Source organism: Muricoccus vinaceus (assembly GCF_042433125.1).
GTDB classification, from domain to species: domain Bacteria; phylum Pseudomonadota; class Alphaproteobacteria; order Acetobacterales; family Acetobacteraceae; genus Roseomonas; species Roseomonas vinacea.
Map to the genome: position 1 here is coordinate 251034 of NZ_JBHLVZ010000001.1, position 24758 is coordinate 275791.

The window sequence follows — 24758 nt, forward strand, 5'->3', positions numbered from 1 at the left end:
GCTCAGTCCGGGAGCGGGCGGGTGTCGTCCACCACGCGGCCATCGTTCGGCAGGCTGCCCGGTGGAACCAGGGCCACCTCCCCCCGCAGGCGCGTGACGGCCTGAAGGGCATCCGACAGGCGCCGGTGCAGGGCGTCGTCCTCCGGTGCCTCGGCGCGCAGCTCCATCCGGTCGCGTCCCTCCTCCTCGGAGAGAACGAGGCGCATGCGGCCGGGAACCGGGCACTGGCGCGCGATCTCCGCGACCATCTCCGGCCGCACGAAAAGGCCCCGGACCTTGGCCGCCTGGTCGGCGCGGCCCATCCAGCCGCGAATGCGCGCGTTGGTGCGGCCGCAGGGGCTCGTGCCCGGCAAAAAGGCGGAGAGGTCGCCGGTGGCGAAGCGGATCAGGGGATAGGCGTCGTCGAAGACGGTGACGACGACCTCGCCGACTTCGCCGGGGGCCACCGGGTCGCCCGTGCCGGGGCGGACGATCTCGACGATCACCTCCTCGTCTAGGATCAGCCCCTCGCGCGCCTCGCTCTCGTAGGCGATCACGCCGCATTCGGCGGTGGCGTAGGATTGCAGCACGGTGAGGCCGCGATCCCCATAGAAGCGGCGCAGCGCCGGCAGGAAGGGGCCGCCCGAGACGTGGCCGAGGCGGAGAGAGGACACGTCGAGGCCGAGTTCGTCGGCGCGCTCGAGGATGGTCCTCAGGAAGTCCGGCGTGCCGGCATAGGCCCGCGGGCGCAGATGCGCCATGGCGCGGGCCTGGGCCTCGGTGTTGCCGGTGCCGGCGGGGATCACCGGGCAGCCCAGCGCGCGGGCGCCTCCCTCCAGCATGAAGCCGGCGGGGGTGAAGTGGTAGGCAAAGCAGTTCTGCATGATGTCGCCGGCGCGAAGGCCGGTCGCGTGCAGCGCGCGGGCGAAGCGGAAGGTGTCCACGCCCTGTCCCTGCGGCTCGTGGATCGGCCCGGGCGAGACGAAGATGCGGGCGAGCGAGGCCACGGGCACGCCGTTCAGCCCCGCGAAGGGCGGCGCATCGGCCTGGGCGGCGATGAGGTCGGACTTGCGCGTCAGCGGCAGCTGCGCGAGGGCCGCGCGGGAGCGGATCGCGGCCGGCGCGGCGCCGGCCAGCACGCGCGCGGCATGGGCGGAACCCGCTGCGGCACGCCCGAGGAAGCCGGGAAGCCGCGCCATCAGGGCCGCCTCGCGCTCCTCCGGCGCGCGGGTTTCCAGCGTATCGAGAGGGGCGCTCACAGCCAGCGCTTCCGGCGCTTGTAGGATTTGAGGTTGCGGAAGGACTTCCGCTCGGCGCCGTGCCCGCCGAGGTAGAACTCCTTCACGTCCTCGTTCTCCGCCAGCGACGCCGCGGTTCCGTCCAGCACCACCTTGCCCTGCTCCATGACGTAGCCGTAATCGGCGACGGAGAGCGCCATGCGGGCGTTCTGCTCCACCAGAAGGATGGTCACGCCCAGCTCCTGGTTGATCCGGCGAATGATGCCGAAGACCTCCTTCACCAGAAGCGGCGAGAGGCCCATCGAGGGCTCGTCCATGAGGATGAGCTTCGGGCGGGCCATGAGCGCGCGGCCGATGGCGAGCATCTGCTGCTCGCCCCCCGAGAGATAGCCGGCGAGGCCGGTGCGCTCCTTCAGGCGCGGGAAGAAGCCGTAGACCATGTCGATGTCGCGCTTCACCTCGTTGTCGCGCCGCGTGTAGGCGCCGAGGCGGAGGTTCTCGAGGCAGGTCATGTCGGCCACGATGCGGCGGCCCTCCATGACCTGGAAGATGCCGCGGCGGACGATCTCGTGCGGATCGATGCCGTCGATCCGCACGCCGCCGAAGCGCACCTCGCCGCGGGTGACCTCTCCTTCCTCGGTCTTGAGGAGGCCGCTGATGGCCTTGAGCGTGGTGGACTTGCCCGCGCCGTTGGCGCCGAGGAGCGCCACGATCCGCCCCTGCGGGACGGCGAGGGAAAGGCCGCGCAGCACCAGGATGACGTCGCTGTAGACGACCTCGATGTTGGAAACCTCCAGCAGCGGCGGCGCGGGCTGCGCCGCCGCCGTGGGCATCGGGTGCTGCGAGGCGTCGAGCATCACCAGCCCAGCAGTTCGCGCTTGCGCTCGAGCTCGACCGTGGTCACGGGCTCGAGGCGCATGGTGCCGGCGCGGATCAGATCCGCGACGCTGCCCTGGGAGGTGTCGCCACCGACGACCGCGCGGTAGATCGCCACCCGCATGGTGCCGCGATGGTCCTCGTTGGTGAAGGTGGAGGGGGTGCAGACGCCCTCGAATCCCTTGGGCACCCAGTTCGTGCGCTCGTAGAAGCCGCGCTGGATGCGCTCGCCGGTGATCTGGCCGCCATTGGCGGCGGCGGTGTCCATGGCCTCCACCATCAGCATCGCGGCGCAGGCGCCGGCAAGGTAGTGGACGGGGCGGTAGGCGGTGCCGGCGGGATCGGAGATGCGGCTGATGGCCCGGATGGTCTCCATGCCCGGCGCATCCTGGCCGGTGACGACCTGGGTGCGGACGGGAAAGACCACGCCGTTGGCGGCGGCGCCGGCGGCCTTCATGGCGTTCTCGTCCATGCCCCAGACATTGCCCATGAACTGGACCTGCACGCCCGCTGTCTGGCAGGCGCGCAGCACGGAGATGTTGGAGCCCGCGGTGTTGCCGAGATAGGCGTAGTTCGCGCCCTGCTGCTTCAGGGTGAGGCATTGCGAGGTGTAGTCGCCGGGCGTGAGCGCGAACTGGATGGCCGGCAGCACCTCGAAGCCGAGGTCGCGCGCCATCGCCTCGCCCGCTTCCTTCGGCGAGTTCGGATAGGGGTGGTTGCCGCCCATGTGGACGTATTTCGGACGGCCCTGGCCACCCTTGGCCTTCCAGTCGTCGGCGGCCCAACGGAGCATGCCGCGCAGCGCATCCGAGTAGGATGGGCCGAAGAAGAAGTTGTAGGGCGAGGCCTCGACGCCGGCGCGCCCGGACTTGCCGCCGGCGTCGGTGAGCGCCGCGGAGTAGGAGCCGGAGATGAAGGGGATGCGGTCTCGGTTGACGAAGCGGACGAGCGCCTCCGTGTCCGCCGTGCCCCAGCCCTGGATGGCGACGACGCGCTCGCGCCCAGTCCAGGACTGGTACTGGCTGACGGCGCGCGGCGCCTGGTAGCCATAGTCGAAGCCAAGCACGTTGAGCTGCCGCCCCGCGACCCCCTGGCGCGTCTGGTTCACCCAGGCGAGCGTGTCCGCGACGCCCTGCCCATAGGGCACGCCGACATCGGAGGTGGCGCCCGAATTGTCCATCAGGTGGCCGACGGGGATGCGCTGCTGGGCCAGGGCCGGGGTGGCCAGGGCCAGTGTTGCCGCGACGGCGAGTGCTGCCTTCATGACGTCGTCTCCTGTGGCCGCGGTTCCGCGGCTCGTTGTCAGTGGGAGTAAGGGTAGAGCTTCCAGTAGGCCTTGATCAGCTTCCATCGCCGCGCCAGCCCGTCCGGCTCGAAGATGAGGAAGAGGATGATGGCGGCGCCGATCGCCATCTCGCGCAGGAAGGAGATGTTGCCGCCGATCTTCAGCGCCCGGTCGATCGCACCGCCCGCGACGGCGTCGGCGGCGGACTGCACCACCTCCGGCAGGGCCACCATGAAGGCGGCGCCCATCAGGCTGCCCATGATGGAGCCCAGTCCCCCGATGATCACCATGCCCAGGAACTGGATGGAGAAGAGGATGTTGAAGGCCTCGACGCTGACGAATTGCAGGTGGTGCGCGTAGAGCGCGCCGCCGATGCCCGCGTAGAAGCTGGCGATGCCGAAGGAGAGGGTGCGGTAATAGGCGAGGTTGATGCCCATGATCTCCGCGGAAAGGTAGTGGTCCCGCACGGCGACAAGCGCCCGCCCGTCCCGCGTGCGCATCAGGTTGGCGGCGGCGACGAACATCACGATGACGAAGGCGAGGACCAGGTAGAAGTAGGTCTCCTCCCGATCGAGCGCGAAGCCGCCGATGGCCGGGCTTTCCGTCAGCCGCCCCGCGACGCCGCCGGTGAACCAGCGGGCGCGGGCGAAGAAATCCTCCAGGATGAACTGGGCGGCCAACGTCGCGATGGCGAGGTAGAGGCCCTTCAGCCGGGCGGCCGGGGCGCCGAAAACGAGGCCAATCAGCGCCGTCATCACGCCCGCGATGGGGATGCAGAGCAGCACGGGGAGGCCGAAGGTGTCGTGCAGCCAGGCGGAGGAGAAGGCGCCGAAGCCGAAGAAGGCGGCGTGGCCGATGCTGATCTGCCCGGTGAAGCCGACGAGGATGTTCAGGCCGAGCGCCGCGATGCCGAGCGTGCCCACGTTGATCAGCAGGCTGAGGAAGTAGCGATCCAGCACCAGTGGCGCGAAGCAGAGCACCGCGAGGCCTGCCCACAGAGCCGCGCGGCTGCCGAGCGTGGGGAAGATCGTGGTGTCCGCGCGGTAGCTGGTGCGGAAGTCGCCGGCCGGCGTCATGACCGTCATGCCGTCAGATCCGCTCGATGTTCTTGGTGCCGAACAGGCCGTAGGGCTTGATCAGCAGGATGAGCAGCAGCGCGTAGAAGGGCGCCACCTGGTACATGTTGCCCCAGTTGAGCCACTGGCTGTCCACGTATTGCGCGAGGTTTTCCAGCACGCCGACGATGAGCCCGCCGAGCACCGCGCCGAGGATGGAATCGAGCCCCCCGAGGATCACCGCGGGAAACACCTTGATCCCGTAGAAGGACAGCGCGGAGGAGACGCCGTTCACCATGCCGACGGTGACACCGGCGACCGCCGATACCACCGCCGAGATCGCCCAGGACATGGCGAAGACCCGGGGGACGGAGATGCCGAGGGACTGCGCCACCTGCTGGTCGAAGGCGGTGGCGCGCATGGCCAGCCCGTGGCGGGAATAGCGGAAGAACCAGCCGAACCCCGCCATGATGGCCAGCGAGATGCCCAGCGAGAGCAGATAGGCTGTCTGCACCTCCAGCCCGAGCACCGACACGCGCTCCGCGGTGAAGACGGGCGGGAATGGCTTGGCGAAGACGCCGAAGATCCACTTCATCAGCGCCTGGAAGAAGATACCCATGCCGATGGTGGCCATGATCACGCTGATCACGGGCTCTCCGATCAGCGGGCGCAGCACCACCACCTGGAGGATGATCCCGAACAGGGTCATGAAGACCAGGGTGAAGAGGAAGCCGATGACGAAGGGCAGTTGCCACTCCGTCAGGAACCACCAGCACATCCAGGCGCCGACGAGCAGGAACTCGCCCTGCGCGAAGTTCACAACCTGGCTGGCCTTGTAGATCAGCACGAAGGACATCGCGACCACGCCGTAGAGCGCGCCTACGATCAGCCCGTTGAGGGCAAGCTGGAAGAGGAGCGTCCCGTCCATGGTCAGGCCGTCTCCCGCGCGCGCTGGCTGGAGGCGACGGCCAGCACGGTGCGGATGCGCTGCTTGGTGCCGTCCTGGAAGGTGATGGTCGTGTCCACCGGGATGCTCTCCTCTCCGGCGTAGATGGCGTCGATGATGGTGCCGTATTTCTGATTGATCACGCCGCGGCGGACCTTGCGCGTGCGGGTCAGCTCGTCGTCGTCGGCGTCCAGTTCCTTGTAGAGGAGGACGAAGTCGCGGATGCGCTGCGCGGGCGGGAGGGTGGCGTTCACCTTCTCCACCTCGGCCCGCAGCAGCTTCAGCACCTGGGGGCGGGACGACAGGTCGGTGTAGGTGGTGAAGGAGATGCGGTTGCGCTCCGCCCATTTGGAGACGATGGGGAAGCGGATGCAGAGAAGGGCGGCCAGGTGCGGCCGCCCGTCGCCCAGCACCACGGCCTCGGCGACATAGGGGCTGAACTTCAGCTTGTTCTCGATGAACTGGGGGGAGAAGCGGTCGCCCTGCGCGGTGGTCGCGATGTCCTTGATGCGGTCGATCACCACGAGGTGGCCGGCCTTGTCGAAGTAGCCGGCATCGCCCGTGTGCAGCCAGCCGTCCCGCATGTCCGGGATGCCCTCCACCCCGTGGTAGCCCTGGAACATGTTCCCGTGGCGCGTCAGGATCTCGCCGACGCCGTTCGCGTCCGGCTCGTGCACGCGAAGCTCGACGCCCTCGAAGGCCGTGCCGACCGTGTCGAAATCCACCTCGCCCGGGCGGTGGATGGTGTAGGCGCCGAGGCTTTCCGTCTGGCCGTAGAGCTGGCGCAGCGGCACGCCCATGGCCTGGAAGAAGCGGAATGTGTCGGGGCCCAGCGCCGCGCCGCCGGTGGCCGCCGAGGTCAGGCGGGTGAAGCCCATGCGGTCGCGCAGGGCGCGGAACAGCAGCAGGTCCGCGAGCCTGGAGCGCCGGCCCTTCGCCTGTGCGGCCAGGCCGAGCTTCATGCCCCAGTCGAAGGCCCGGCGCTTCAGCGGCGAGGCGTCCATCACCCGCGCCCGCACGTCCGCGGCCAGCGTTTCCCACACGCGGGGGGCGAAAAGCACGAAGCTGGGGCCGATCTCGCGGAAGTCCGCCATCATCGTTTCGGGCTCCTCCACGAAGGAGACGCGCATGCGCGCGACGAGGCCGAAGCCGAAGACGTACATCTGCTCCATGATCCAGGGCAGTGGCAGGACGGAGACGTACTCGTCCGCGGGGCCCTTGGGATCGGCGGTCAGGTAGGTTTCGGCATGGCGCACCAGTGCGCGGCCGCTCAGCATGGCGAGCTTGGGCCGGGCGGTGGTGCCGGAGGTCGTGCAGAGCACGGCCACGCGGTCGGCGTCCACCGCATCCACCATCCGGTCCCAGGCCCCAGGATCGGCGGCATGGGCGGCCTCCCCGCGCGCGACGAGATCGGCCATGGAAAGCAGGCGCGGGTCCGAGTACTTCCGCATGCCGCGGGGGTCGGAATAGACGACGTGGCGCAGCGTCGGCACCTCGTCGGCGACGTTGAGCAGCTTGTCCACCTGCTCCTCGTCCTCGGCGATGGCGACGGTGGCGCCGGCGAAGGAGAGGAGATAGGCGACCTCCTCCTCCAGCCCGTCGCGGTAGAGGCCGAGCGAGCGGGCGCCGAGCGCGTGGGCGGCGACCTCGCCCATCACCCAGTCCGGGCGGTTGTCGCCGATCAGGGCGACCACGTCCGCCGCCCCGACGCCGAGCTCGTGCAACCCGAGGGCAATCGCGCGCGTCCGCGCCTCGTACTCGCCCCAGGTGAAGGAGCGCCAGATGCCCAGGTCCTTCTCGCGCAGGGCGACCTCGTGCCCGTGCGCGCGGGCGTTGCGCCGCAGAAGGCGCGGGAAGCAATCCTCCGCCCCGCTCACGCCGGGATCGCCTCCGCCGGCGCCGCCTCGGCCTCGCCGAGATAGGCGCGGCGCACCTCCGGATGGGCCATCACCTCGGCGGGCGCGCCCTCGGTCAGCTTGCGGCCGAAGTCGAGCACCATGACGCGGTTCGAGATGTCCATGACCACGCCCATGTCGTGCTCGATCATCAGGATGGTCATGCCCCATTCCTCGTTGAGGTCGAGGATGGTGCGGGCCATGTCCTCCTTTTCCTCGAGGTTCATGCCGGCCATGGGCTCGTCGAGCAGGATCAGCTTGGGGCGCAGCGCGACGGCGCGCGCGAGTTCCACGCGCTTCCTCAAGCCATAGGAAAGGGTGCCGGCCTGCGCCTTGCGGATATGCTGGATCTGGAGGAAGTCGATGATCTCCTCCACCTCGCGCCGGTGCGCCAGCTCCTCGCGCTGGGCGCCGCCGAACCAGTAGGCCATGCCCGAGAGGAAGCCGGACTTCAGAAGGTGGTGGCGGCCGACCATTATGTTGTCGAGCACGCTCATGTGCCCGAACAGCGCCAGGTTCTGGAAGGTGCGGCCCAGGCCGAGCGCCGCGCGCTTGTTGGGGCGGAGCCGCGTCACGTCCGCGCCGTCGAACAGGATCCGCCCCTCGGTCGGGCGGTAGCGGCCGGAGACGCAGTTCACCATGGAGGTCTTGCCCGCGCCGTTCGGGCCGATGATGGAGAAGATCTCGCCGCGTTTCACCGAAAACGAAACGTCGGTCAGCGCCCTGATGCCGCCAAAGCGCAGGGACACGGATTCCGCCTGCAGGATCGGCACGCCATCGCCCACCCGTACGCTCCCTCATGACTTATCGTTAAGGCAAGCATGAGGGGCGGGCGCGGCGGCGGCAAGGGGGTAGTGGGGGCTGCCTCCTAGCGATCCCGCAACGAGATCGCGAGCACCGGGTCGTCTGTCGCCACGGCGTCCAGGCCAAGGTCGAGCATGCGCCGGAGGGCGGGAGCGTGGTTCGCGCCCCAGGCGCCGACCCGCAGCCCCGCCCCGCGGAAGGCGCTGAGGAGTTCGGCGTCCATCGCGCTCTCATGCGTCTCCACCATGCCGGCGCCGGTGCGGCGGAGCACCGCGAGGATGCCGTCCAGGCCGATGTGGCGGATCATGGCGGGGCTGAAGAGCCAGGCGACGCTGCGCAGGCCCCCGGCCGCCACCGCGGCTGCGGCGACCTCCGCCTCGAAGACGATGACCTCCGTGCGCGGGCGCAGCCCGTGCCGGTCCAGCGCCGCCAGCACGTGCCCGAGAAGCGGGGTGTCCAGCCGGCCGCGCCAGTCCGCCTTCACCTCGATCTGGATGCCGCCGCGCCCCGTCGCCACGAGGGAGAGCAGGTCTTCCAGGCGCGGCACCGCCTCCCCCCCCGCACCGATCAGGCGGAGCTTCGCCAGCTCCGCGGCCGTGCGCTCGCCCAGCGCGCCCCGGCCGTTGGTGGTGCGCTCCAGCGTGGGGTCGTGCATCACCATGACCTCGCCGTCGGCGGAATGGTGGACATCGCATTCCACCGCATCCGCCCCCGCCGCGATGGCGTTGCGGAAGGCGGCCAGGCTGTTCTCCGGCCAGAGGATGGCGCCGCCGCGATGGGCGATGATCTCGGTCATTGTGATCCTCCTCAGGGCGGGCGTGGCGCTAGCACGGGCACCGGGGCGCTTCCAGGCACGCCCGCCGGCGCGATCAGGGCAGGCGGGCCAGGCGTTCGCCGAGCAAGGCGAAGAAGCCGTCCGCGTCCAGCGTCCAGGGCAGGGTCACGCGTGCGGGCTCTCCCGTGCGGCCCCAGCGGTCCAGATGGGTCCGGCCCCGCGCGGGGCCCGGGGCGCAATCGACCTGCACGGCCGCCTTCTCCGCGTGGAACAGGTCGGGCGCCACCAGCCAGGCGATGGCGCAGGGATCGTGCAGCGGGTGCCCCTCCCCGCCCAGCCGCCGGGACGGAGGAACGGCCGAGAGGATGTCGCAGGCCGCGCGCAGGCAGGCGCCGCCGCCGAGCCGCCGCATCGCCGCCACCCTCGCGGGCGTCACCAGCGCCTGCATCGTGAGCTCCAGCGTGACCAGCGTCGCGGGCACGCCGAGGTTGAGCAGGATGTCCAGCGCCTCCGGGTCGCTGGCCGCGTTGAACTCCGCCGAGGGCGTCCAGTTCCCCTCCCCCCAGGCGCCGCCCATCAGCACGATCTCCCGCACCCGCCCTGCGAGGTCCGGCTCGGTGGCCAGGGCCAGGGCCAGGTTGGTCACGGGCCCGATTCCGACCAGCGTGGTGGCGGCCGGGGCGGAGGCGCGGAGCATCGCGCGGATCGCGTCCGCCGCCAGCGCCCGCACCGGCGGCGGCCCGTCCGGCAACATCACGCCGCCCAGGCCGTCGTCGCCGTGCACCGCGCGCTCCCCGGCGAAGCGGCCGCGCAGCGGGCGGTCGGCGCCGGGCACCACCGGCACCACGGCACCCGCCAGCCCGACCACGGCGGAGGCGTTGCGCAACGTCCGCCCGAGCCCGGCATTGCCGCCGACGACGGTGACGAGACGCAGATCGATCTCCGGCGAGGCGAGGGCCAGCCAGAGCGCCAGCGCGTCGTCGGTGCCGGGATCGCAGTCGATGATGGCGGCGCGCCGCTGCGCCGGTGCCGACGCGTTCATGCCCAGGGGACCCGGGCGGTGACTGGCGCCCGCTCGCCCCCCGGGGAGCGCCGGCGGCGGTCACGCCGCCGCGCCGTGACGGAACCGGCGAGCGGTCCCAGCTCCTGGGCCATCGGCATGGGCGGCGCTTCTGCTCCGTTTGCGGGGGGTGGCGCGACCATGCCAGCTTGCCCGCGGCCCGGCCACCCGTTGCCCCGGGCATGAAACAAACGTCACGGATGGAGGCCCCATGCGCCTGCGCGTCGCCCTTCTCGCCGCCGCCCTGGTCCTGCCGGGCGTGGCCCGGGCGCAGGATACGCTGCGCATCGGTGTCGAATCCGGGCCCACCAGCCTGGACCCCCACTACGCCAGCCTGATCACCAACATCGCCTTCGCCCGCCATGTGTTCGAGCCGCTGGTGCAGCAGGACGCGCGGCAGGTGCTGCGGCCATCGATCGCCAGTGCCTGGCGCGTGGTGGACGACCTGACCTGGGAATTCACCATCGACCCCCGCGCGCGCTTTCACGACGGGGCGCCCGTGCTGGCGGAGGACGTGGCCTTCTCCATACAGCGGGCCGGCAGCGTGCCGAACTCGCCCTCCTCCTTCGGCTACGCCACGCGCGTGGTCACGGCGGTGGAGGATGCCGGGCAAGGAGTGGTGCGGATCCGAACGCGGGTCCCAACCCCGCTGCTGGCGAACAACCTCGCGCTCGTGATGGTGGTCTCCCGCAAGCACGGCGAGGGCGCGACCACGGCCGACTACAATGCGGGGCGCGCGATGATCGGCACCGGGCCCTTCCGCCACGTCTCCTGGCAGCCCGGCAGCCCCTATGTCGCGGAGCGCAACCCCGGCTTCCACGGTGTCGCCCCCGCCTTTGCCAGGGTGGAGTTCCGCCCGATCGCGGCCGCCGCCTCCCGCGTGGCGGCGCTGGCGGCGGGGGACGTGGACCTGATCGAGATCGTCCCGCCCGAGCAGTTCGAGCGCTTCAAGGCCGATGCCCGCTTCGCGACCAGCGAGAGCCCTTCCAACCGGCTGATCTTCCTGACGCTGGACAGCGATCGGGAGCAGAGCCCTTTTGTCCGTGGCCGGGACGGGTCGCCGATCCCCAATCCCTTGCGCGACGCCCGGGTCCGCCGGGCGCTGTCGCTCGCGATCAACCGGCAGGCGCTGGCGGAGCGCGTGCTGCGGGGCCAGGCCCTCCCGGCGGGCGACCTCGGCCCGCCCGGCTACTTCGGCACCTCGCCGGAGCTGGGCGCCGAACGGCTGGACCTCGAGGCCGCCCGGCGCCTGCTGGCCGAAGCCGGGCTGGCCCAGGGTTTCGCCCTACAGGTGAACGGCCCCAATGACCGCTTCGTGAACGACGAGCAGGTGGTGCAGGCGCTCGCGCAGATGTGGACCCGCCTCGGCATCACCGCGACGGTGGAGACGAAGCCCCGCGGGACGTGGCTGAGCGAGGCGGCGCAGCTGAAGTACAGCGTGAACCTCGCGGGGTTCTCGCCGAACCCGGAGGTTCTGGGAATGCTGGAAACGCAGGTGCATAGCTGGAACACCTCGCTGGGCCTAGGAACCGCCAACCGCGGCCGGTTCAGCAACTCCGCGATCGACGCGCTGATCCAAAAGGCACGGCAGACCATGGATGACGGGGACCGGGCCCGGCTGACGCGGGAGGCGACACATCGAGCGATACACGAGGAAATGGCCATTATCCCACTGTATTTTCAGGTCAATACATGGGCGATGCGGCGTGGCCTTCTTTACGAGGCACGGAGCGACGAGATGACGCTGGCCCAGTCCGCGGGCCACGCGCCGTGATCACCGCCCAGGTCCGCCGCGCCGCCGTCGCCGCCGCCCGGGGCGACGCGCCCTTCGACCTCCTGCTGACCGGCGGCACTGTCGTGGACACGGCGCTGGGAGAGCTTCGCCCGGCCGATATCGGCATCACCGGCGGGCTCATCGCGTCGGTCCACCCCCCGGGCGCGCGAACCGATGCGGTGGAGACGCACGACCTGTCCGGCCGCTTCGTGACGCCGGGCTTCGTGGACAGCCATCTGCACTTTGAATCCTCCTTCATGGCACCCGCCGACTACGCGTCCGTGGTGGTGTCCCATGGCACCACCACGGCGGTCTGGGACCCGCACGAGCTGGCGAACGTGCTGGGCGTGCCGGGCGTGCGCTGGGCGGTGGAACAGTCCCGCGGGCTGGACCTGCGGGTGCTGGTGGCCGCGCCCTCCTGCGTGCCCTCCGCGCCCGGGCTGGAGCTGGCAGGGGCGGAGATCGGGCCGGCGGAGATGGCGGAAATGCTGTCCTGGCCGGAGGTGTCCGGCGTGGCCGAGGTGATGGACATGGCCGGCGTGCTCTCGGGCAGCCCGCGCATGGAGGGGATCGTCGCCGCCGGCATGGCCTCGGGGAAGAACGTCAACGGCCACGCGCGCGACCTGACCGGCGCCGCGCTCCAGGCCTATGCCGCCGCGGGTGTCACCTCGGACCACGAGATCATGGGGCCCGAAGACTTTCTCCAGAAGCTCCGTGCCGGGCTGACGGTGGAACTGCGGGGTAGCCATGACGCCGTGCTGCCCGGGATGGTGGCCGCCATCAACGCGCTGCCGGGCCTGCCGCCCACGCTGGTCGCCTGCACCGACGACATCTTCCCCGACGAGCTGATGGCGACGGGCGGGCTGCGCGACACCCTGGCACGGCTGGTGGGCCACGGGCTGCCCCCGGTTCATGCCATCCGGATGGCCACCCTCAACGCGGCCCTGCGGCTGAAGCGCGACGATATCGGCCTGCTCGGCCCCGGACGGCTCGCCGAGATCGCCGTGCTGTCGGACCTGCCGGGCATGGTGGTGGAGCGGGTCTATGCCGGTGGCCGGCTGGTGGCGCGCGACGGGGCGATGCTCACGCCGCCGCCGCGCCCCGCCGGCACGGAGGGCCTGCGCAACACCGTCCGGGTTCCGCCGCAGGCGCCCGAGGCCTTCGCGCTGCGGCCGCGCGGGGTGAGCGACGGCCGGGTGCGCCTGCCGGTGGTGGGCGGGGCGCGGGTGGTCCACTGGGCGGAGGCCGAGGTGGATGTGTCAGGGGGTGTCGCCGCGGTGCCGGAGGGGCACGCGCTGATCGCCGTCCTGCACCGGCACGGACGGCGGTGCCCGTTGCCCGTGGTCTGCCTCGCCAATGGCTGGGGCGAGCCGCGCGGCGCGATCGCGACCACCATCAGCCACGACAACCACAACCTTCTGGTGATCGGCCGCGACGGGCACGACATGGCCGCCGCGGCGAACGCGCTGATCAGTTGCGGCGGCGGCATGGCCGTGGCGGAGGGCGGCGTCGCGGCTTCGGTGCTTCCCCTGCCGCTCGCCGGGCTGCTGGCGGAAACACCGCCTGCCGAGACCGCCGCCGCCTTCGCGCGCCTCCGCGCCGCGGCGGACCGCGTCATGGACTGGAGCCCGCCCTACCGGGTGTTCCGGGGGGTCACCGGCATTTCGCTCGCCTGCAACCCCGGTCCCCATCCGACCGACCTCGGCCTTTCGGATGGCGGAACGGGCCTGCTTCGCGACCCGGCGGACCCTGTCGCAGCGGCAACACCCTGAGATTTCTCGCCGTCCGCGCAACGAACGTCGAACATCACCATTGCGTGAACACGATGGCGTGACCTAATCCGGTGCGGCCATCCGGTCGGAGGGTCCGGATGCCCTTCCGGCGGGATGGGCTGGCCGAGGGGGATCACGATGGCGCTTTCGCAACGTCCCGGCGGGCCCGCAGGAGGCCGTGCCGCCCGATGATTTTCGCGTCCTTCGAGTTCCTCTGCCTCTTTCTGCCCGTCTTCTTCGCCGCTTACTTCGTGACCCCGTTCCAGTACCGGAACTGGCCGATCCTTGTCCTGTCCTGGGCCTTCTACGCCTGGTGGCGGGTGGATTTCCTGGCGCTGCTGGTCTTCTGCACGGTGTTCACCTTCTACACGGTGAAGTTCATGGACCAAGCCGGTCCGAGGACACGCCTCGGCACATGGCTGCTGGTGCTGGGCCTCGCCGGGAACCTCGGCGTGCTCGCCTACTTCAAGTACGCGAATTTCGGGGTGGGCGCCTTCAACGACATCCGGGCTTCCATGGGCCTTGCGCCCGTTGCCTGGGTCGAGATCGTCCTGCCGATCGGCCTGTCCTTTTACGTGCTGCAGTCCGTCTCCTACCTGACGGATATCTGGCGCGGCACGGTTCCGGTGACCAGGAGGCTGGTGGACTACGCCACCTACAAGGCCATCTTCAGCCAGCTCATCGCCGGCCCCATCGTCCGCTACGCCGAGATCAAGGACGAGCTGGTCTCCCGCCCCCACAGCCTGGCGCAGTTCGGGCTGGGGGCGCGGCGCTTCATGATCGGCTTCGCGATGAAGGTGTGCCTGGCGGACACCGTGGCGCTAGTGGCCGACGCCGCCTTTGCCCTGCCCGCGCCCACGCTGGCGGATTCCTGGACCGGCGCCATTGCCTACACGCTCCAGCTTTACTTCGACTTCGCCGGCTATTCCGCCATGGCGATCGGGCTCGCGCTGATGATCGGGTTCCACTTCCCCGAGAACTTCAACCATCCCTATCTCGCCGGCTCCATCCAGGCCTTCTGGCAGCGCTGGCACATGACGCTGTCGCGCTTCCTGCGTGACTACCTCTACATCTCGCTCGGCGGGAACCGGCGCGGCGCCTTCCGCACCTATCTGAACCTGTTCCTGACCATGGCGATCGGCGGCCTCTGGCACGGAGCCAACTGGACCTTCATCGCCTGGGGTGCCTGGCATGGCGGGCTGCTCGCGGCGCACCGGCTCTGGCAGGGCGCGGGCGCGCGGCCCATGGGCTTCGCGCTGGGCAATGCGCTGACCATGCTGGCCGCCATTGTCGGCTGGGTGGTGTTCCGTGCCCACGACATCGGCAATGCCGGCACGATGTATGGCGGCATGCTCGGGCTGAACGGCGTGGCCCTGAGCGACGCGCTGGCATGGCAGGTCACGCCCGACCAGTGGTGGACCATGCTGATCGCCGTTGTGATCGTCTACCTGCCCCTGCTCGGCTCCCGCCTGCCCTTCCTGCGGCCGCCCGAGGCGATGGGAGGCGGCTTGGTGGGCGGGACCTGGCGCGCCGCCTGGATGGTGGCGCCCCTTTGCGGCTTCCTGCTCGGCGTGGTGCTGCTCTACAGCCGCGCGGCCGTCCCCTTTCTCTACTTCCAGTTCTGAGGACGGCATGAGCGACGCGCCCTGGAAGAACGCACACCGGGCCGCCGTGCTGCAGGGCGCCGCCGCGGCGGCGCTGCTGGCGCTCGGCGCCTGGCAGGGCGTGGCGGCCATCGCCAGCCCGCAAGGCCAGCAACGCCTGCGCCCGGCCCTGAACCTCGAGGCCTTCCTGTCCGGCAGGATGACGGGGGCGGTGAACCACGTCATGGCGCACGAGCTTCCGGCGGACCCCTTGCTGCGCGCCGCCGGCGGAGTGTTCCGGTACAATCTTTTCCATTCGGGCGGACCTGCCGTTCGCGTGGGCTGCGCGGAAACGCTGTTCCTCGCCGAGGAGCTTCGACCCTGGCCCGAGGCCGATCTGGCGATGGGCGCGAGGGCGGAAGGCGTGCGCCGCCTGCGCGACGCACTCGGCGCGCGCAACATCGCCCTCGCGGTCGCGATCGTGCCTGACAAGGCGCGGGTGGAGGCGGCGAAGCTCTGCGGCGCGCCACGCTCGGCCCAGGCGGAAGCCCGCCACGACGCCTTCGTGGCCGCGCTGCGCGGGCAAGGGGTGGAACCCGTGGTCCTTCTGCCAGCCCTCCTGGCGGTGGAGGCCCGTGGCGGGGCCTACTGGCGCACCGACACGCATTGGAACCAGGAGGGCGCCCGGGCCGCGGCCGAGGCCATCGCCGCGGCGACCGAAGCGATTCCCCTCGCCCGCGGGGAGGATTGGCGGACCGCCGCGGCCCCGCAGGAGACGGACGGGCCCGGCGACCTGCTGCGGATCACCAGCCTCGACCGCGTGCCGGATGCGCTGCGCCCCCGTCCCGACCGGCAGCACGCCGAGCGCACGGAAAAGGCGGAGGACGCCTCGGACGGCGGCGGGCTGCTGGACGAGGCGCCGTCGCCCGAGGTGGCACTGGTCGGGTCATCCTATTCCGTCAACGCGAACTTCCATGGCGCGCTGCAAGCGGCGATGCGCAGCGCGGTGGTGAATGCGGCAACCGCCGGCGGCGGCTTCGCCGGCAGCGCCGCGACCTATTTCAGCGGGGAAACCTTCCGGCAGGCCCCGCCGAAGCTCGTCATCTGGGAAATTCCGGAACGGGTGGTGGCCCAGCCGCTGACCCCGGCGGAGCAGGAATTCCTCCGCCAGTGGGAGGCGCGCCGGTGACAACGGATCACCTCCGGGGCGCCGTCCTGGCTTCAGCCGAGGCACGCCCGATGCCTGTCCAGCCGGCCGCCGCCGAGGTCCGGCCGGTCCGGCCTTTAACTGTGCTGCAACAAGCGGGTGGGATTGTTCGCCGCTCAGGGGGTTCGGGAATGTGGGCTCACAGGTTACAGGCCGGGCTGAAGGGGAAGAGCGATCTGGCGGCGGAAAACCCGGTGAGGCCAGGCCCCTTTCCGCGCGCTGCGCCGGCCATCCCCGCAGCGGCGATCGTGCTGGTCGCCGCACTGAGCGGCATGCCGGCGCAGGCCCAAGGGCAGCCCCTTCCCGGCCAGCCCTTGCATCACGCCGAGACCGGATCGGGCCCGAGACCGAACCGGGGCGTGGCCATCCTGATGGACCAGGCGAACTACTGGACGGCACAGGGCCGGCCCGAACTGGCGCAGCAGGCGCTCGACCGGCTTCTGCAGGTCGAGCCCGGCAATCCCGACGTTCTCGCGGCGGCGACCGAGGTGGCCGCGCAGAACGGCGACCGGGCAATCGCAGAGGCCTATGTCGGCCGCGTCATCCAGATCGCTCCGAACAGCCCGGCGGCTCTGAGGGCGAGCCTCGCGCTGCGCGCGGTCACGGTGGATCAGAACGTGCTCCGTGAGGCGCGGCGCCTGGCCCAGGCAGGCCAGCGCCCGGCGGCCATGCAACGCTACAACGAACTGTTCCCCAACGGCGAAGTGCCGACGATCTTCGCCGCGGAGTATTACCAGACGCTGGCCGGCACCTCGGAGGAAGGCTTCGAGGCGGCTCGCCAGGGGCTGGAGCGGCTCCTTGCGAACGCGCCCGAGAACCGGCCGCTGCAGTTCGCCCACGCGCAGATGCTGACCTACAACGAGCTGTACCGGAGCGACGGCATTCAGCGGCTGAAGCAGCTGGCCGATGCGCCGGGCATCGGGGCCGCCGCGCGGGCGGCCTGGCGGCAGGCGCTGCTCTGGCAGGGTACGGACAGCGACACCGTTGCCGGGATCGAGAGCTATCTCGCGTCCAACCGGACCGATCCGGAAATCGACGCCAAGCTCGCCGAGGCGCGCGCAGCGGTTGTTCCGAGTTGGGTGATCGACCGCATCACGGCGTGGCAGTCCCTTTCCGAGCGCCAGATCACGGCTGCCGAGAACGGGTTCAACTCGGCGCTCGCCGGCGATCCCGCCGATGCGGAGGCCGTTTCGGGCCTCGCGGTGATCCGCAAGATCCAGAACCGGCTGCCGGAAGCCAGGACGCTGCTGGCGCGCGCGATCGAGCTTTCCCCCGACCGGAAGCAGGAGTTCGAGGAACGGCTCGGCGACCTGTCTGGTCACGTCGCGCCGGCGCGCGCGGGCGCGGGCGGACGCGGCCCGGCGGCGCCCGTGCCGCGTTCGGTTCTGGCCTGGCAGGCGCTGAACCGCGGCAAACTCGACCATGCCGCTGGCTATGCGAGGCAGGCCGCCGGCGGCGCGGGGGCCGAGAAGGTGCAGGGCGAAACCGTTCTTGGCATCCTCGCCCTGCGTGGGCGCGACTTTCCGGCCGCCGAGGCACGGTTTCGCGCCGCCCTTGCCGTCGATCCCCGCTTCCGCGAGGCGCAAGGCGGGCTCTTCGAGGCGCTCCAGCGACAGCGCCGCTTCGCCGAAGCCGACCGCTTCGCTCTGGACACCGGCTTCCGTCCTTCGGCCGACTCCCTGCGGATGCGGTCCGCGGCGCTTCGCGACGAGGCGCAGACCGGCGATGCTGATGCGAGGATCGCCCTTCTTCGCGGCGCCGTGGCGGCGGACCCCGGCAACGTCTGGGCATCCTTCGACCTGGCGCGGCTGCTCAAGAACCGTGGGCAGCAGGAGGAGGGGCGCCGGATCGAGGCATCGCTCGCTGCGCGCAACACGGCCGATTCGCTCTTCGCCGCGGGCCTGCTCGCCAACGCCGACGGCCGCATGGCCGACAGCCTGCGCTGGCTGGGGTCCATCGCTCCGCCCGACCGCCCGGAAGAGGCACGGCGCATTCTCAGGCAGAACGAGGTGCTGCTGCAGCTGCGCGGCCTGGAGCGCGCGGCGCGCGGCGATGCGCGCTCGGAGGCGGCGCGGGGAATGCTCGCCCTTGCGGCCGAGCCCGACCCGAGCGGGCAGACGCAGGCGGCGGTGATCCGGGCTTTCGGGCGGCTCCGGCAACCCGGCAACGTCGATGCCGCCGCGCGTGCTGCCGAGGCCAGCATGCTGACGGCCCCGCCCGCCGCCCGCGTGCTGCTCGCCAGCGCGCTTCTGGAGGCCGGGCGCGTCAACGATGCGGAAGCGCTCGCGGCAAGGGCGGAGGGTGACCCGCGCCTGGGCGCGGAGGCGCGGCGACTCGCCAGCACCGTGCGCAACAACTCCGCCGTTGCCGCTGCCGACCGGCTGGCCGAGACCGGGGACCGGCAGGCGGCCCTCGCCCGCCTGTCACCAGCGCTGAGCCGCGCCCCGGAGGACGCCCAGGTTCAGCTGTCGCTTGCCCGCATCCACGCGAACTCCGGCCGTGCCGACGAGGCGTCGCAGATCGCAGAGGCGGTTCTCCGACGTGAGCCGGACAACGTGGCCGCGCGTTCCGTTGCGGCGGAAGCGGCCGTGGCGCGGGGTGCCTACCGGCGCGCCGAAGAACTCCTTGCCGAAGGCCGGACACGGCGGGCGGAGGAGTTGCAGATGTCCCTCGTGGAAGCGCGCATCGCACGGGCGAAGGGCGACCAGCTTCGCGCGCGCCGTGCGCTGGAAACGGCTGCCCGGCTCCGTGCCGAACAACTCACCGCCGTCGATCCGGCTGGCGACAGCCTCCGCCGCTGAAGCTTGAACGCCGCCGGGGGAAGCGGGCGGCACGTCCGGCCCTGGCACGCGGACCTTCCTCACGGCTCCGGAAGCGGTTCCGCCGTGCTTCCGGGGAGCGCCCGCGTCAGCACGGTCACCTCCGAGCGGCGGGCCGGAAACATGCCGCGTGCCGGCGCGGGTTCACCGGGCCCGGCGGGCGCGCCGGGCTGGCCAGGGCCAACACGGGCGCGCCGTTTCCCGGCGGGTCAGCGGCGCCAGGGGGCCGTGGTGTCCCGCGTGACGAAGGCGGTGAGCGCCTGCCCGTCCGGCCGCATGATCCAGATGCTGTACATGCCGCCGGCTTCGGTTCCCTCGAGCGCGAAGCCGGGGGCTGCGCCGGTCTCGCCGCAGCTGGCTTTCAGTTCCGCGGTCACGGGATTCACGCTGCGGCTCTTTGCGGTGCCGAAGGCAACCTGGTCGAACACCACGGGCCCTGCCGGCATCAGTTGCAGCGCCGCGGCCTCGCAGCCCTTCGCGAGATTGTAGAAGCCGAGGCGTGAGCGGGCCCGGTTGAAGTCCGCCTGATCAGTGACGGACGTGCCGGTGATGGCGCCATCCGCCGTTCGGTGGATCAGCACGGTGTTGAAGCTGCCCGCGGCGGCCCGGAGGACAATGCGCGCCGTTCCGCCCTGTCCCGCCGCTTCCACCACCAGGTCGCGGCCCGCCACCCGCTCGGCAACGGCATAGGCGGTGACCCGCTCCTCCGTCCGGGTGCCGAGACGCCGTGCCGGAAGGAAGGCGGGGCGGAGCGCCACGTCCTCTCCCAGCCCATTGACGAAGCGCACATAGGCGGAGTCCGCAGGCGGCTGGGGATCATAGACGGATGCCTGACCCGTCGTGTTCTGGGCCTGTGCCGGGAGCACGGCCAAGCCGAGGGCTGCGGCCAGCAGCTGTGCGGCGGCCAAGCCTCTCAAGCTCCCACCGCGCGCCGGACGTCGCCCAGGAATTTTTCGGCGGGCATCGCGTTCTGCCCCCAGCCGCTGCCGGTCGGAAGCGCCGGGATATCCCACTCCAGCTGAACCCAGACGATCATCTTCGGCTTCTGCTGCTTGAAGCCCTCGCTCGTGAGATAGCTGAGCAGGATGTTGTAGGGACCGAAGTTGTTCGGTTTCCAGAATAAAGAAACCGGCCGGTTCAGCTGGTTCGAGAGCAGGGAGGAAAAGCCGTAGAGCGGCTGGGAGTAGCTGTTCCCGACCATCGCCACGTCCGCCGCGTCGTCGGCGAGCAGCGCGGAGGAGCCGGCGACCTGCTCCCTGATCTGGTAGCGTTCCGGCGCATAGGAGGCGCGCTGCGCTTCGGGGAGGTTGCGCACGAGGTCGCCGCGCGGCTGGGTCTTGGCCACGGGCTGGCCAAGCTGCAGGCCCGGGCGGTTGCTGGGCGGCAGCACATTGGCCTGAGCAACGGCCTTCGCGGTTTCGGTCGCCGCGATCTCGGCCCCGACCGGCATCCAATGCGTGTCCGACTTGAAGAAGATCGGGTCAGGACCGCTGGCCCGCGTGCGGAAAGGCGTGTCGATATCCGGCGTGATCGCACCCGCTGCCCGGTAGTCCGCGATGGCGGCGGCGTAGCGCCGGTCCGTATCCGGGGCGACGCGCATGCCGTCGGGGAGGAACTGGCGGTAGGTCCGCGACTTGGAAGGGATCAGCGCGACCGTGGTCGCGATCCCGGCGGAGCGGAGGATGCCGATTGCCTGACCCATGATCTGCGTCGTCTGCCGGACCTCCGGCGTGTTCAGGGGCCCGACCTTGTCCCAGAGCGGGAACAGCCAGCCGTCCTTGCCGACGACCGCCGCGCCAACGGTCTGGGCGCCCGCCGTGGTCGCGGCGAATCCGCCCACAGCGGCTCCGAGAAGGCTTCGGCGGGAGGCAAGGACGCTCCGCGAAGCACGGGTCAAGCTCATCGAGGGGTCTCCGTCATCGAGCGCAGTCACATGATCAACAGGCGCCGGAGCGCCCGGCAGCGTTGGACCGGGACAAGGGCGTGCGGCACGGGCTGTGGAGACCGGGGCACGATCGTCCATCGGGCGACCGGGAGGGCCAGTGACCGCTGGCCGTTCGCACCCGCGCCGCCGCGTGTTTGAAGGCGTTGGGGCGTGCTGGCCGTGCCGCACGGGTCGAAGCTGACACCTGCCGGTCTCCGGAGTGGCACGAGCCGACGAAAATTAACACAATCTCGCGATCAGGCAACGGTTAACTCAGACGTGATGAGGGTGCCTGGTGGGGTGGGCCGCCCGCCGGCACCGGCGCTGGCAGCTAGCGGGCCAGCAAGCCGCCGAGCACCGGTTCGAGGGCGGCCGCCAGCCGGCTGTAGCCCTCGGCCGTCGGATGCACCCCGTCGGCCGCGATCCGGGGGGAAAGATGCCCCTGACGGTCGAGAAGGGCCGGGCCGACATCGGTGTAGAACACCCACCGGTTGTCGGCACATCGCATGATCAACTCGTTCACCCGCTGGTTCAGGCGCCGGCCGGGATCCGAAGCGTCGAGGCCGCGCGGCAATATGCCCACCAGGAGGATACGGGTGGCCGGAGCGCGCTGGCGGATCAGGCGCACGATTTCGGCGATACCGAGCGCGGTGTCCGCCGGCGGGGCGGCGTAGGTTGAGTTGTTGGTGCCGATCATGATGACGGCGAGCTTCGGCCGCAGCGAGTCCGGCCACTGCCCGCCCTGCCTCAGACGCCAGAGGAGGCCCTGGACGAAGTCGCCGCCCACCCCGAAGTTCACGCCTCCGCGCCGGCCGTAATACTGTTCCCAGACCGGCAGGTGCCAGCCGTGGACGATCGAGTCCCCGAAGAAGATCATGTCCGCGTAGGACATGTCGCGCCCCGCGATCCGACTCAGCTCTACGACCCGTGCCCTCCAGTATGCTTCATCCATGTATTCCGGGCGGGCTTCGCGCGGCATCGCTTCGCGTGCGGGGAGTGCCGGGCAGGCCTGCACGGCCTGGGCCAGCGCCGTGCCCGGGCCTGTTGGGCCAAGGGCGATAGCGCAGCACAGCGTGGCGGCGACGGCACGACGGGCGCGTAGGGGCCGGGCCGGGTTCGAAGGCGCAGCGTGCCGGAAGCTCATTGCGCGAGGCTATGCACTTCCGGGATGCTTGGGAACACGGCCCTCGGGCGCCGCACCCGCGCGCCGGGCTGCACCAGCGGCCGGCCCCCGCCCGGGGATCGAGCGTCTGCCAGCCGCGCCGGAAAGCTGTGCGCGTTCAGACGGGGCTGCGAGGCGGCCTTATGCCGCCACGCCGACCAGGTCGCGGAAGCCGCGCGGGTGCTTCATGCGCCAGGCGGCGGCGGTGCCGACGATGTCGTCAAGCGCCCCCAGCCGGGGCACCCAGCCCGTTTCCTTGCGCAGCATGGCGTTGGAGGCCACCAGCACCGGCGGATCCCCAGCGCGCCGCGGGCCCAGGACGTGGGGAACGGGCCGGCCGGTCGCGCGCTCCACGGCCGCGATCACCTCCAGGACCGAGGCCCCCGTGCCGCTGCCGACATTGTAGCGGCAGGAGCCGCGCTCGCTCAGCCGGTCCAGCACCCGCAGATGCGCGTCGGCGAGGTCGGCGACATGGACATAGTCGCGGATCGCGGTGCCATCCGGGGTGTCGTAATCCGTGCCGAAGACCGTGAGCGGCGGCCCGAGGGCGAGGGCTGCGTTGATCGCGTTGGGAATCAGGTGGGTCTCGGGATCATGGTCCTCCCCGAGGCGCCCGCCCGGATCCGCACCGGCCGCGTTGAAGTAGCGGAGGGAAGCGGAGCGGAGCCCATGGATGCGGTCCGCCCAATCCAGCCCGCGCTCGGCCATCAGCTTCGACTCGCCATAGGCGGAAACAGGCGCGAGCGTTTCCTCCTCGTCGATCGGGATACGGGTGGGCACGCCGAACAGGGCTGCCGTGGAGGAAAGCACGAAGCGCTTCACACCGGCCCGCACGGCGGCGTCGGCCAGCCACAGGGTGTTCCCGACATTCTCGGCGATGTAGCGCAGCGGTTCCCTCATGCTTTCCCCGACCAGGGAAAGCGCGGCGAAGTGCAGCACCCCGTCGAAGCGCCCACCGGCGAGCACCTCCTGCACGCGGTGACGATCGGCGAGATCGGCCACCACCAGCTCCGCTCCGGGCTGCACGGCGGCGCGGTGGCCCTGGCGCAGGTCATCCAGCACCACCACCTCGTCGCCCCGGTCCAGCAGCGCCAGCGCGATATGGCTTCCCACGTAACCCGCGCCGCCGGTGACCAAGTACCGTCCCATGCCTCATCCCCGAAGATCCGTGTGCCCGGGCAGCAACGCGCGGCACGGGGGCTGGACGCCTTCGCCCATAGGGTCGAGACGGTCCAATCACATAAGATAGGGCGGGGTGGGGACCTGAACCATGCGGGCGCGTCGCCTTCTGGTTCTGCTGCCCGATCAAAGCGAGGACGAAGCCCGTCGGCACGCCCTTCGCTCGGCCGATGCGGCCCGGCGGTCGGGTCTCGAAACCGCCGTGGCGCCGCTGAAGCCTGTTTCTTCGCGGCCTGGCGAGAACCGGCGCCCCGCGTTGGCCAGGCTATCCCCGCCCCGGCCAGGGTGACGCGGAAAGGCGGGCGGAGGCATTGGCCGCGCGGGCAGCCTTCTCGGCCGCGGCGCCCGATGCGGTGCTGCTGCCGCTGTCTCCGCCGCTGCTCCGGCACGGCGCGGGCGCCATGCAGGCCCTGTCCGAGGCGCGCATTCCCGCACTGGTCATGGTGCAGGCCGCGCTGGCTGAAGCGGAACCGCCGGTGGGGCTGGAGCCCGGGGTCCTGGACGCTGCGCGCGCCATGCGGGCGGAATGGTCCGCCGGTTCCGGGGCCACGGCCAGGCGGGCGGAGCGCCTGTTCGGCCTTCCCGCCGGACGGGTCAGCGTGATCCTGAACGGCGCGGATCGTCCCACTTCGGCAACAGGGCAGCGGCATGGGCCGCGCTGCGCGCCGCGATCGGGGTGGGCCCGGACGTGCCGGTCGCCCTGTTCGAGGACGGGCTGGACACCGCGGGCGGGGCGGACCGCCTGCCGGGCCTGGCCCTGGAATTCGCCCGGCGCAGCGGGGGGGGGGGTGATCGCCTGCGGGGGCACGGGCGTGCTGGCGGCGACGATCCTTGCCGCCGCGCCCGGCGACCATCCGCTCCGCCTGCCGCCACCGGGCCCAGGCAGAGTGGCGGCCTTGGCGGGGTCGGACCTGCTGATCCTGCCGTCGTGGCTCGGGAACCTGCCGAATCGCTTCCTGGAGGCCGTCTTCCTCCACGTGTCCGTGGCCGCCGGCACGCGGGCGCTCCAGGCGCTCGGCGAGGGCGCCGGCCTCTTCGCCTTGCTCGTGATGCCGGGCAATCCCCGGGACATGGCCGGAGCCATGACGGCCTGCCTCGATCCCGGCTGCCCGGCCGTGGCGAGGCTGGAGGCATGGCGCCTGGCCAGCTCGTGGGACGCGGCGGCAATGGCGGGCCGCCACATGGCCGTGCCGTGCCGGGCGTGGGCGGCGCCGTGGTCGCCGGACTGTCTCGCTGGTGGTCGGGCCATCTTCTCGGGGACAGGCGCCGGGAAGCCCTGCCGGGCCTTCTCGCGCTGCTGGCCGAGGCGCTGGCGGGCGGCGGGTGCCATCCGCTCCCCATCGCCTTGCCCGGCCTCGCCGCCATCCGTTTGCACGTGACCGGTGCCGGGACGGACGAGGGCGTGCTGCGCCTGCGCCTGCTTTC

The 24758-nt window shown here is 71.2% G+C and carries 19 protein-coding genes; 6 read left to right on the plus strand and 13 right to left on the minus strand.

Annotation, left to right across the window (positions count from 1 at the left end; genetic code table 11):
* Positions 1 to 2: 2 nt before the first annotated feature.
* The 9 genes from ACFFIC_RS01235 to ACFFIC_RS01275 all read right to left on the minus strand — a co-directional run bounded on the left by ACFFIC_RS01235 (position 3) and on the right by ACFFIC_RS01275 (position 9895).
* Complete coding sequence (locus tag ACFFIC_RS01235; RefSeq protein WP_377048191.1) at positions 3 to 1238, minus strand: phenylacetate--CoA ligase family protein; 1236 nt, start codon at positions 1236 to 1238, stop codon at positions 3 to 5.
* Positions 1235 to 2074, minus strand: a complete 840-nt coding sequence (locus ACFFIC_RS01240) for an ABC transporter ATP-binding protein (protein WP_377048192.1) — start codon at positions 2072 to 2074, stop codon at positions 1235 to 1237. Before ACFFIC_RS01240 ends, ACFFIC_RS01235 begins: the two co-directional genes overlap by 4 nt.
* Positions 2074 to 3357: an ABC transporter substrate-binding protein gene (locus tag ACFFIC_RS01245; protein WP_377048193.1), complete on the minus strand. Its 1284-nt coding sequence runs from the start codon at positions 3355 to 3357 to the stop codon at positions 2074 to 2076. Before ACFFIC_RS01245 ends, ACFFIC_RS01240 begins: the two co-directional genes overlap by 1 nt.
* A gap of 38 nt (positions 3358 to 3395) precedes the next feature.
* A complete protein-coding gene (locus tag ACFFIC_RS01250) occupies positions 3396 to 4463 on the minus strand; it encodes a branched-chain amino acid ABC transporter permease (RefSeq protein ID WP_377048194.1) in 1068 nt (355 codons plus the stop codon).
* 4 nt (positions 4464 to 4467) lie between these two features.
* Positions 4468 to 5361, minus strand: coding sequence for a branched-chain amino acid ABC transporter permease (locus tag ACFFIC_RS01255; RefSeq protein ID WP_377048195.1), 894 nt, complete (start codon positions 5359 to 5361; stop codon positions 4468 to 4470).
* A 2-nt stretch (positions 5362 to 5363) separates the two neighbouring features.
* A complete protein-coding gene (locus tag ACFFIC_RS01260) occupies positions 5364 to 7256 on the minus strand; it encodes a long-chain fatty acid--CoA ligase (protein WP_377048196.1) in 1893 nt (630 codons plus the stop codon).
* Positions 7253 to 8059 carry an ABC transporter ATP-binding protein gene (locus ACFFIC_RS01265; protein ID WP_377048197.1) on the minus strand — a complete coding sequence of 269 codons (807 nt, stop codon included), beginning with the start codon at positions 8057 to 8059 and terminating at the stop codon, positions 7253 to 7255. The genes ACFFIC_RS01260 and ACFFIC_RS01265 overlap by 4 nt, the downstream gene beginning before the upstream one ends.
* Before the next feature lie 83 nt (positions 8060 to 8142).
* Positions 8143 to 8874, minus strand: coding sequence for a glycerophosphodiester phosphodiesterase (locus tag ACFFIC_RS01270; protein ID WP_377048198.1), 732 nt, complete (start codon positions 8872 to 8874; stop codon positions 8143 to 8145).
* Positions 8875 to 8947: 73 nt separating this feature from the next.
* Positions 8948 to 9895, minus strand: a complete 948-nt coding sequence (locus tag ACFFIC_RS01275; protein ID WP_377048199.1) for a nucleoside hydrolase — start codon at positions 9893 to 9895, stop codon at positions 8948 to 8950.
* 229 nt (positions 9896 to 10124) lie between these two features.
* On the opposite strand from ACFFIC_RS01275, the gene ACFFIC_RS01280 reads away from it, so the two are divergent.
* The 5 genes from ACFFIC_RS01280 to ACFFIC_RS01300 all read left to right on the plus strand — a co-directional run bounded on the left by ACFFIC_RS01280 (position 10125) and on the right by ACFFIC_RS01300 (position 19050).
* Positions 10125 to 11687 (plus strand): ABC transporter substrate-binding protein, encoded by a 1563-nt coding sequence (locus ACFFIC_RS01280; protein WP_377048200.1) that lies wholly within the window; start codon positions 10125 to 10127, stop codon positions 11685 to 11687.
* Positions 11684 to 13459 carry an adenine deaminase gene (locus tag ACFFIC_RS01285; RefSeq protein ID WP_377048202.1) on the plus strand — a complete coding sequence of 592 codons (1776 nt, stop codon included), beginning with the start codon at positions 11684 to 11686 and terminating at the stop codon, positions 13457 to 13459. The genes ACFFIC_RS01280 and ACFFIC_RS01285 overlap by 4 nt, the downstream gene beginning before the upstream one ends.
* A 188-nt stretch (positions 13460 to 13647) precedes the next feature.
* Positions 13648 to 15084: an MBOAT family O-acyltransferase gene (locus ACFFIC_RS01290; protein ID WP_377048203.1), complete on the plus strand. Its 1437-nt coding sequence runs from the start codon at positions 13648 to 13650 to the stop codon at positions 15082 to 15084.
* A gap of 7 nt (positions 15085 to 15091) precedes the next feature.
* Positions 15092 to 16231 carry an alginate O-acetyltransferase AlgX-related protein gene (locus tag ACFFIC_RS01295; RefSeq protein ID WP_377048204.1) on the plus strand — a complete coding sequence of 380 codons (1140 nt, stop codon included), beginning with the start codon at positions 15092 to 15094 and terminating at the stop codon, positions 16229 to 16231.
* Between the two features lie 212 nt (positions 16232 to 16443).
* On the plus strand, positions 16444 to 19050 hold the full coding sequence (locus ACFFIC_RS01300; protein WP_377048205.1) for a tetratricopeptide repeat protein: 2607 nt from the start codon (positions 16444 to 16446) through the stop codon (positions 19048 to 19050).
* A 227-nt stretch (positions 19051 to 19277) separates the two neighbouring features.
* Here ACFFIC_RS01300 and ACFFIC_RS01305 read toward each other — a convergent pair whose 3' ends face one another.
* The 4 genes from ACFFIC_RS01305 to galE form a co-directional block, all read right to left on the minus strand.
* Positions 19278 to 19976, minus strand: coding sequence for a hypothetical protein (locus tag ACFFIC_RS01305; RefSeq protein WP_377048206.1), 699 nt, complete (start codon positions 19974 to 19976; stop codon positions 19278 to 19280).
* A 5-nt stretch (positions 19977 to 19981) separates the two neighbouring features.
* A complete protein-coding gene (locus tag ACFFIC_RS01310; protein ID WP_377048207.1) occupies positions 19982 to 20908 on the minus strand; it encodes an alginate O-acetyltransferase AlgX-related protein in 927 nt (308 codons plus the stop codon).
* Between the two features lie 415 nt (positions 20909 to 21323).
* Entirely contained in the window at positions 21324 to 21971 is a 648-nt protein-coding gene (locus tag ACFFIC_RS01315; RefSeq protein ID WP_377048209.1) for a GDSL-type esterase/lipase family protein, read from the minus strand.
* A 324-nt stretch (positions 21972 to 22295) separates the two neighbouring features.
* Complete coding sequence (gene galE, locus ACFFIC_RS01320; RefSeq protein WP_377048210.1) at positions 22296 to 23303, minus strand: UDP-glucose 4-epimerase GalE; 1008 nt, start codon at positions 23301 to 23303, stop codon at positions 22296 to 22298.
* A 341-nt stretch (positions 23304 to 23644) separates the two neighbouring features.
* Here galE and ACFFIC_RS01325 point away from each other — a divergent pair, with 341 nt between their 5' ends.
* The gene (locus ACFFIC_RS01325; protein ID WP_377048211.1) at positions 23645 to 24712 is read left to right on the plus strand and encodes a glycosyltransferase family protein; all 1068 of its coding nucleotides are present in this window, start codon (positions 23645 to 23647) and stop codon (positions 24710 to 24712) included.
* Positions 24713 to 24758: the final 46 nt, after the last annotated feature.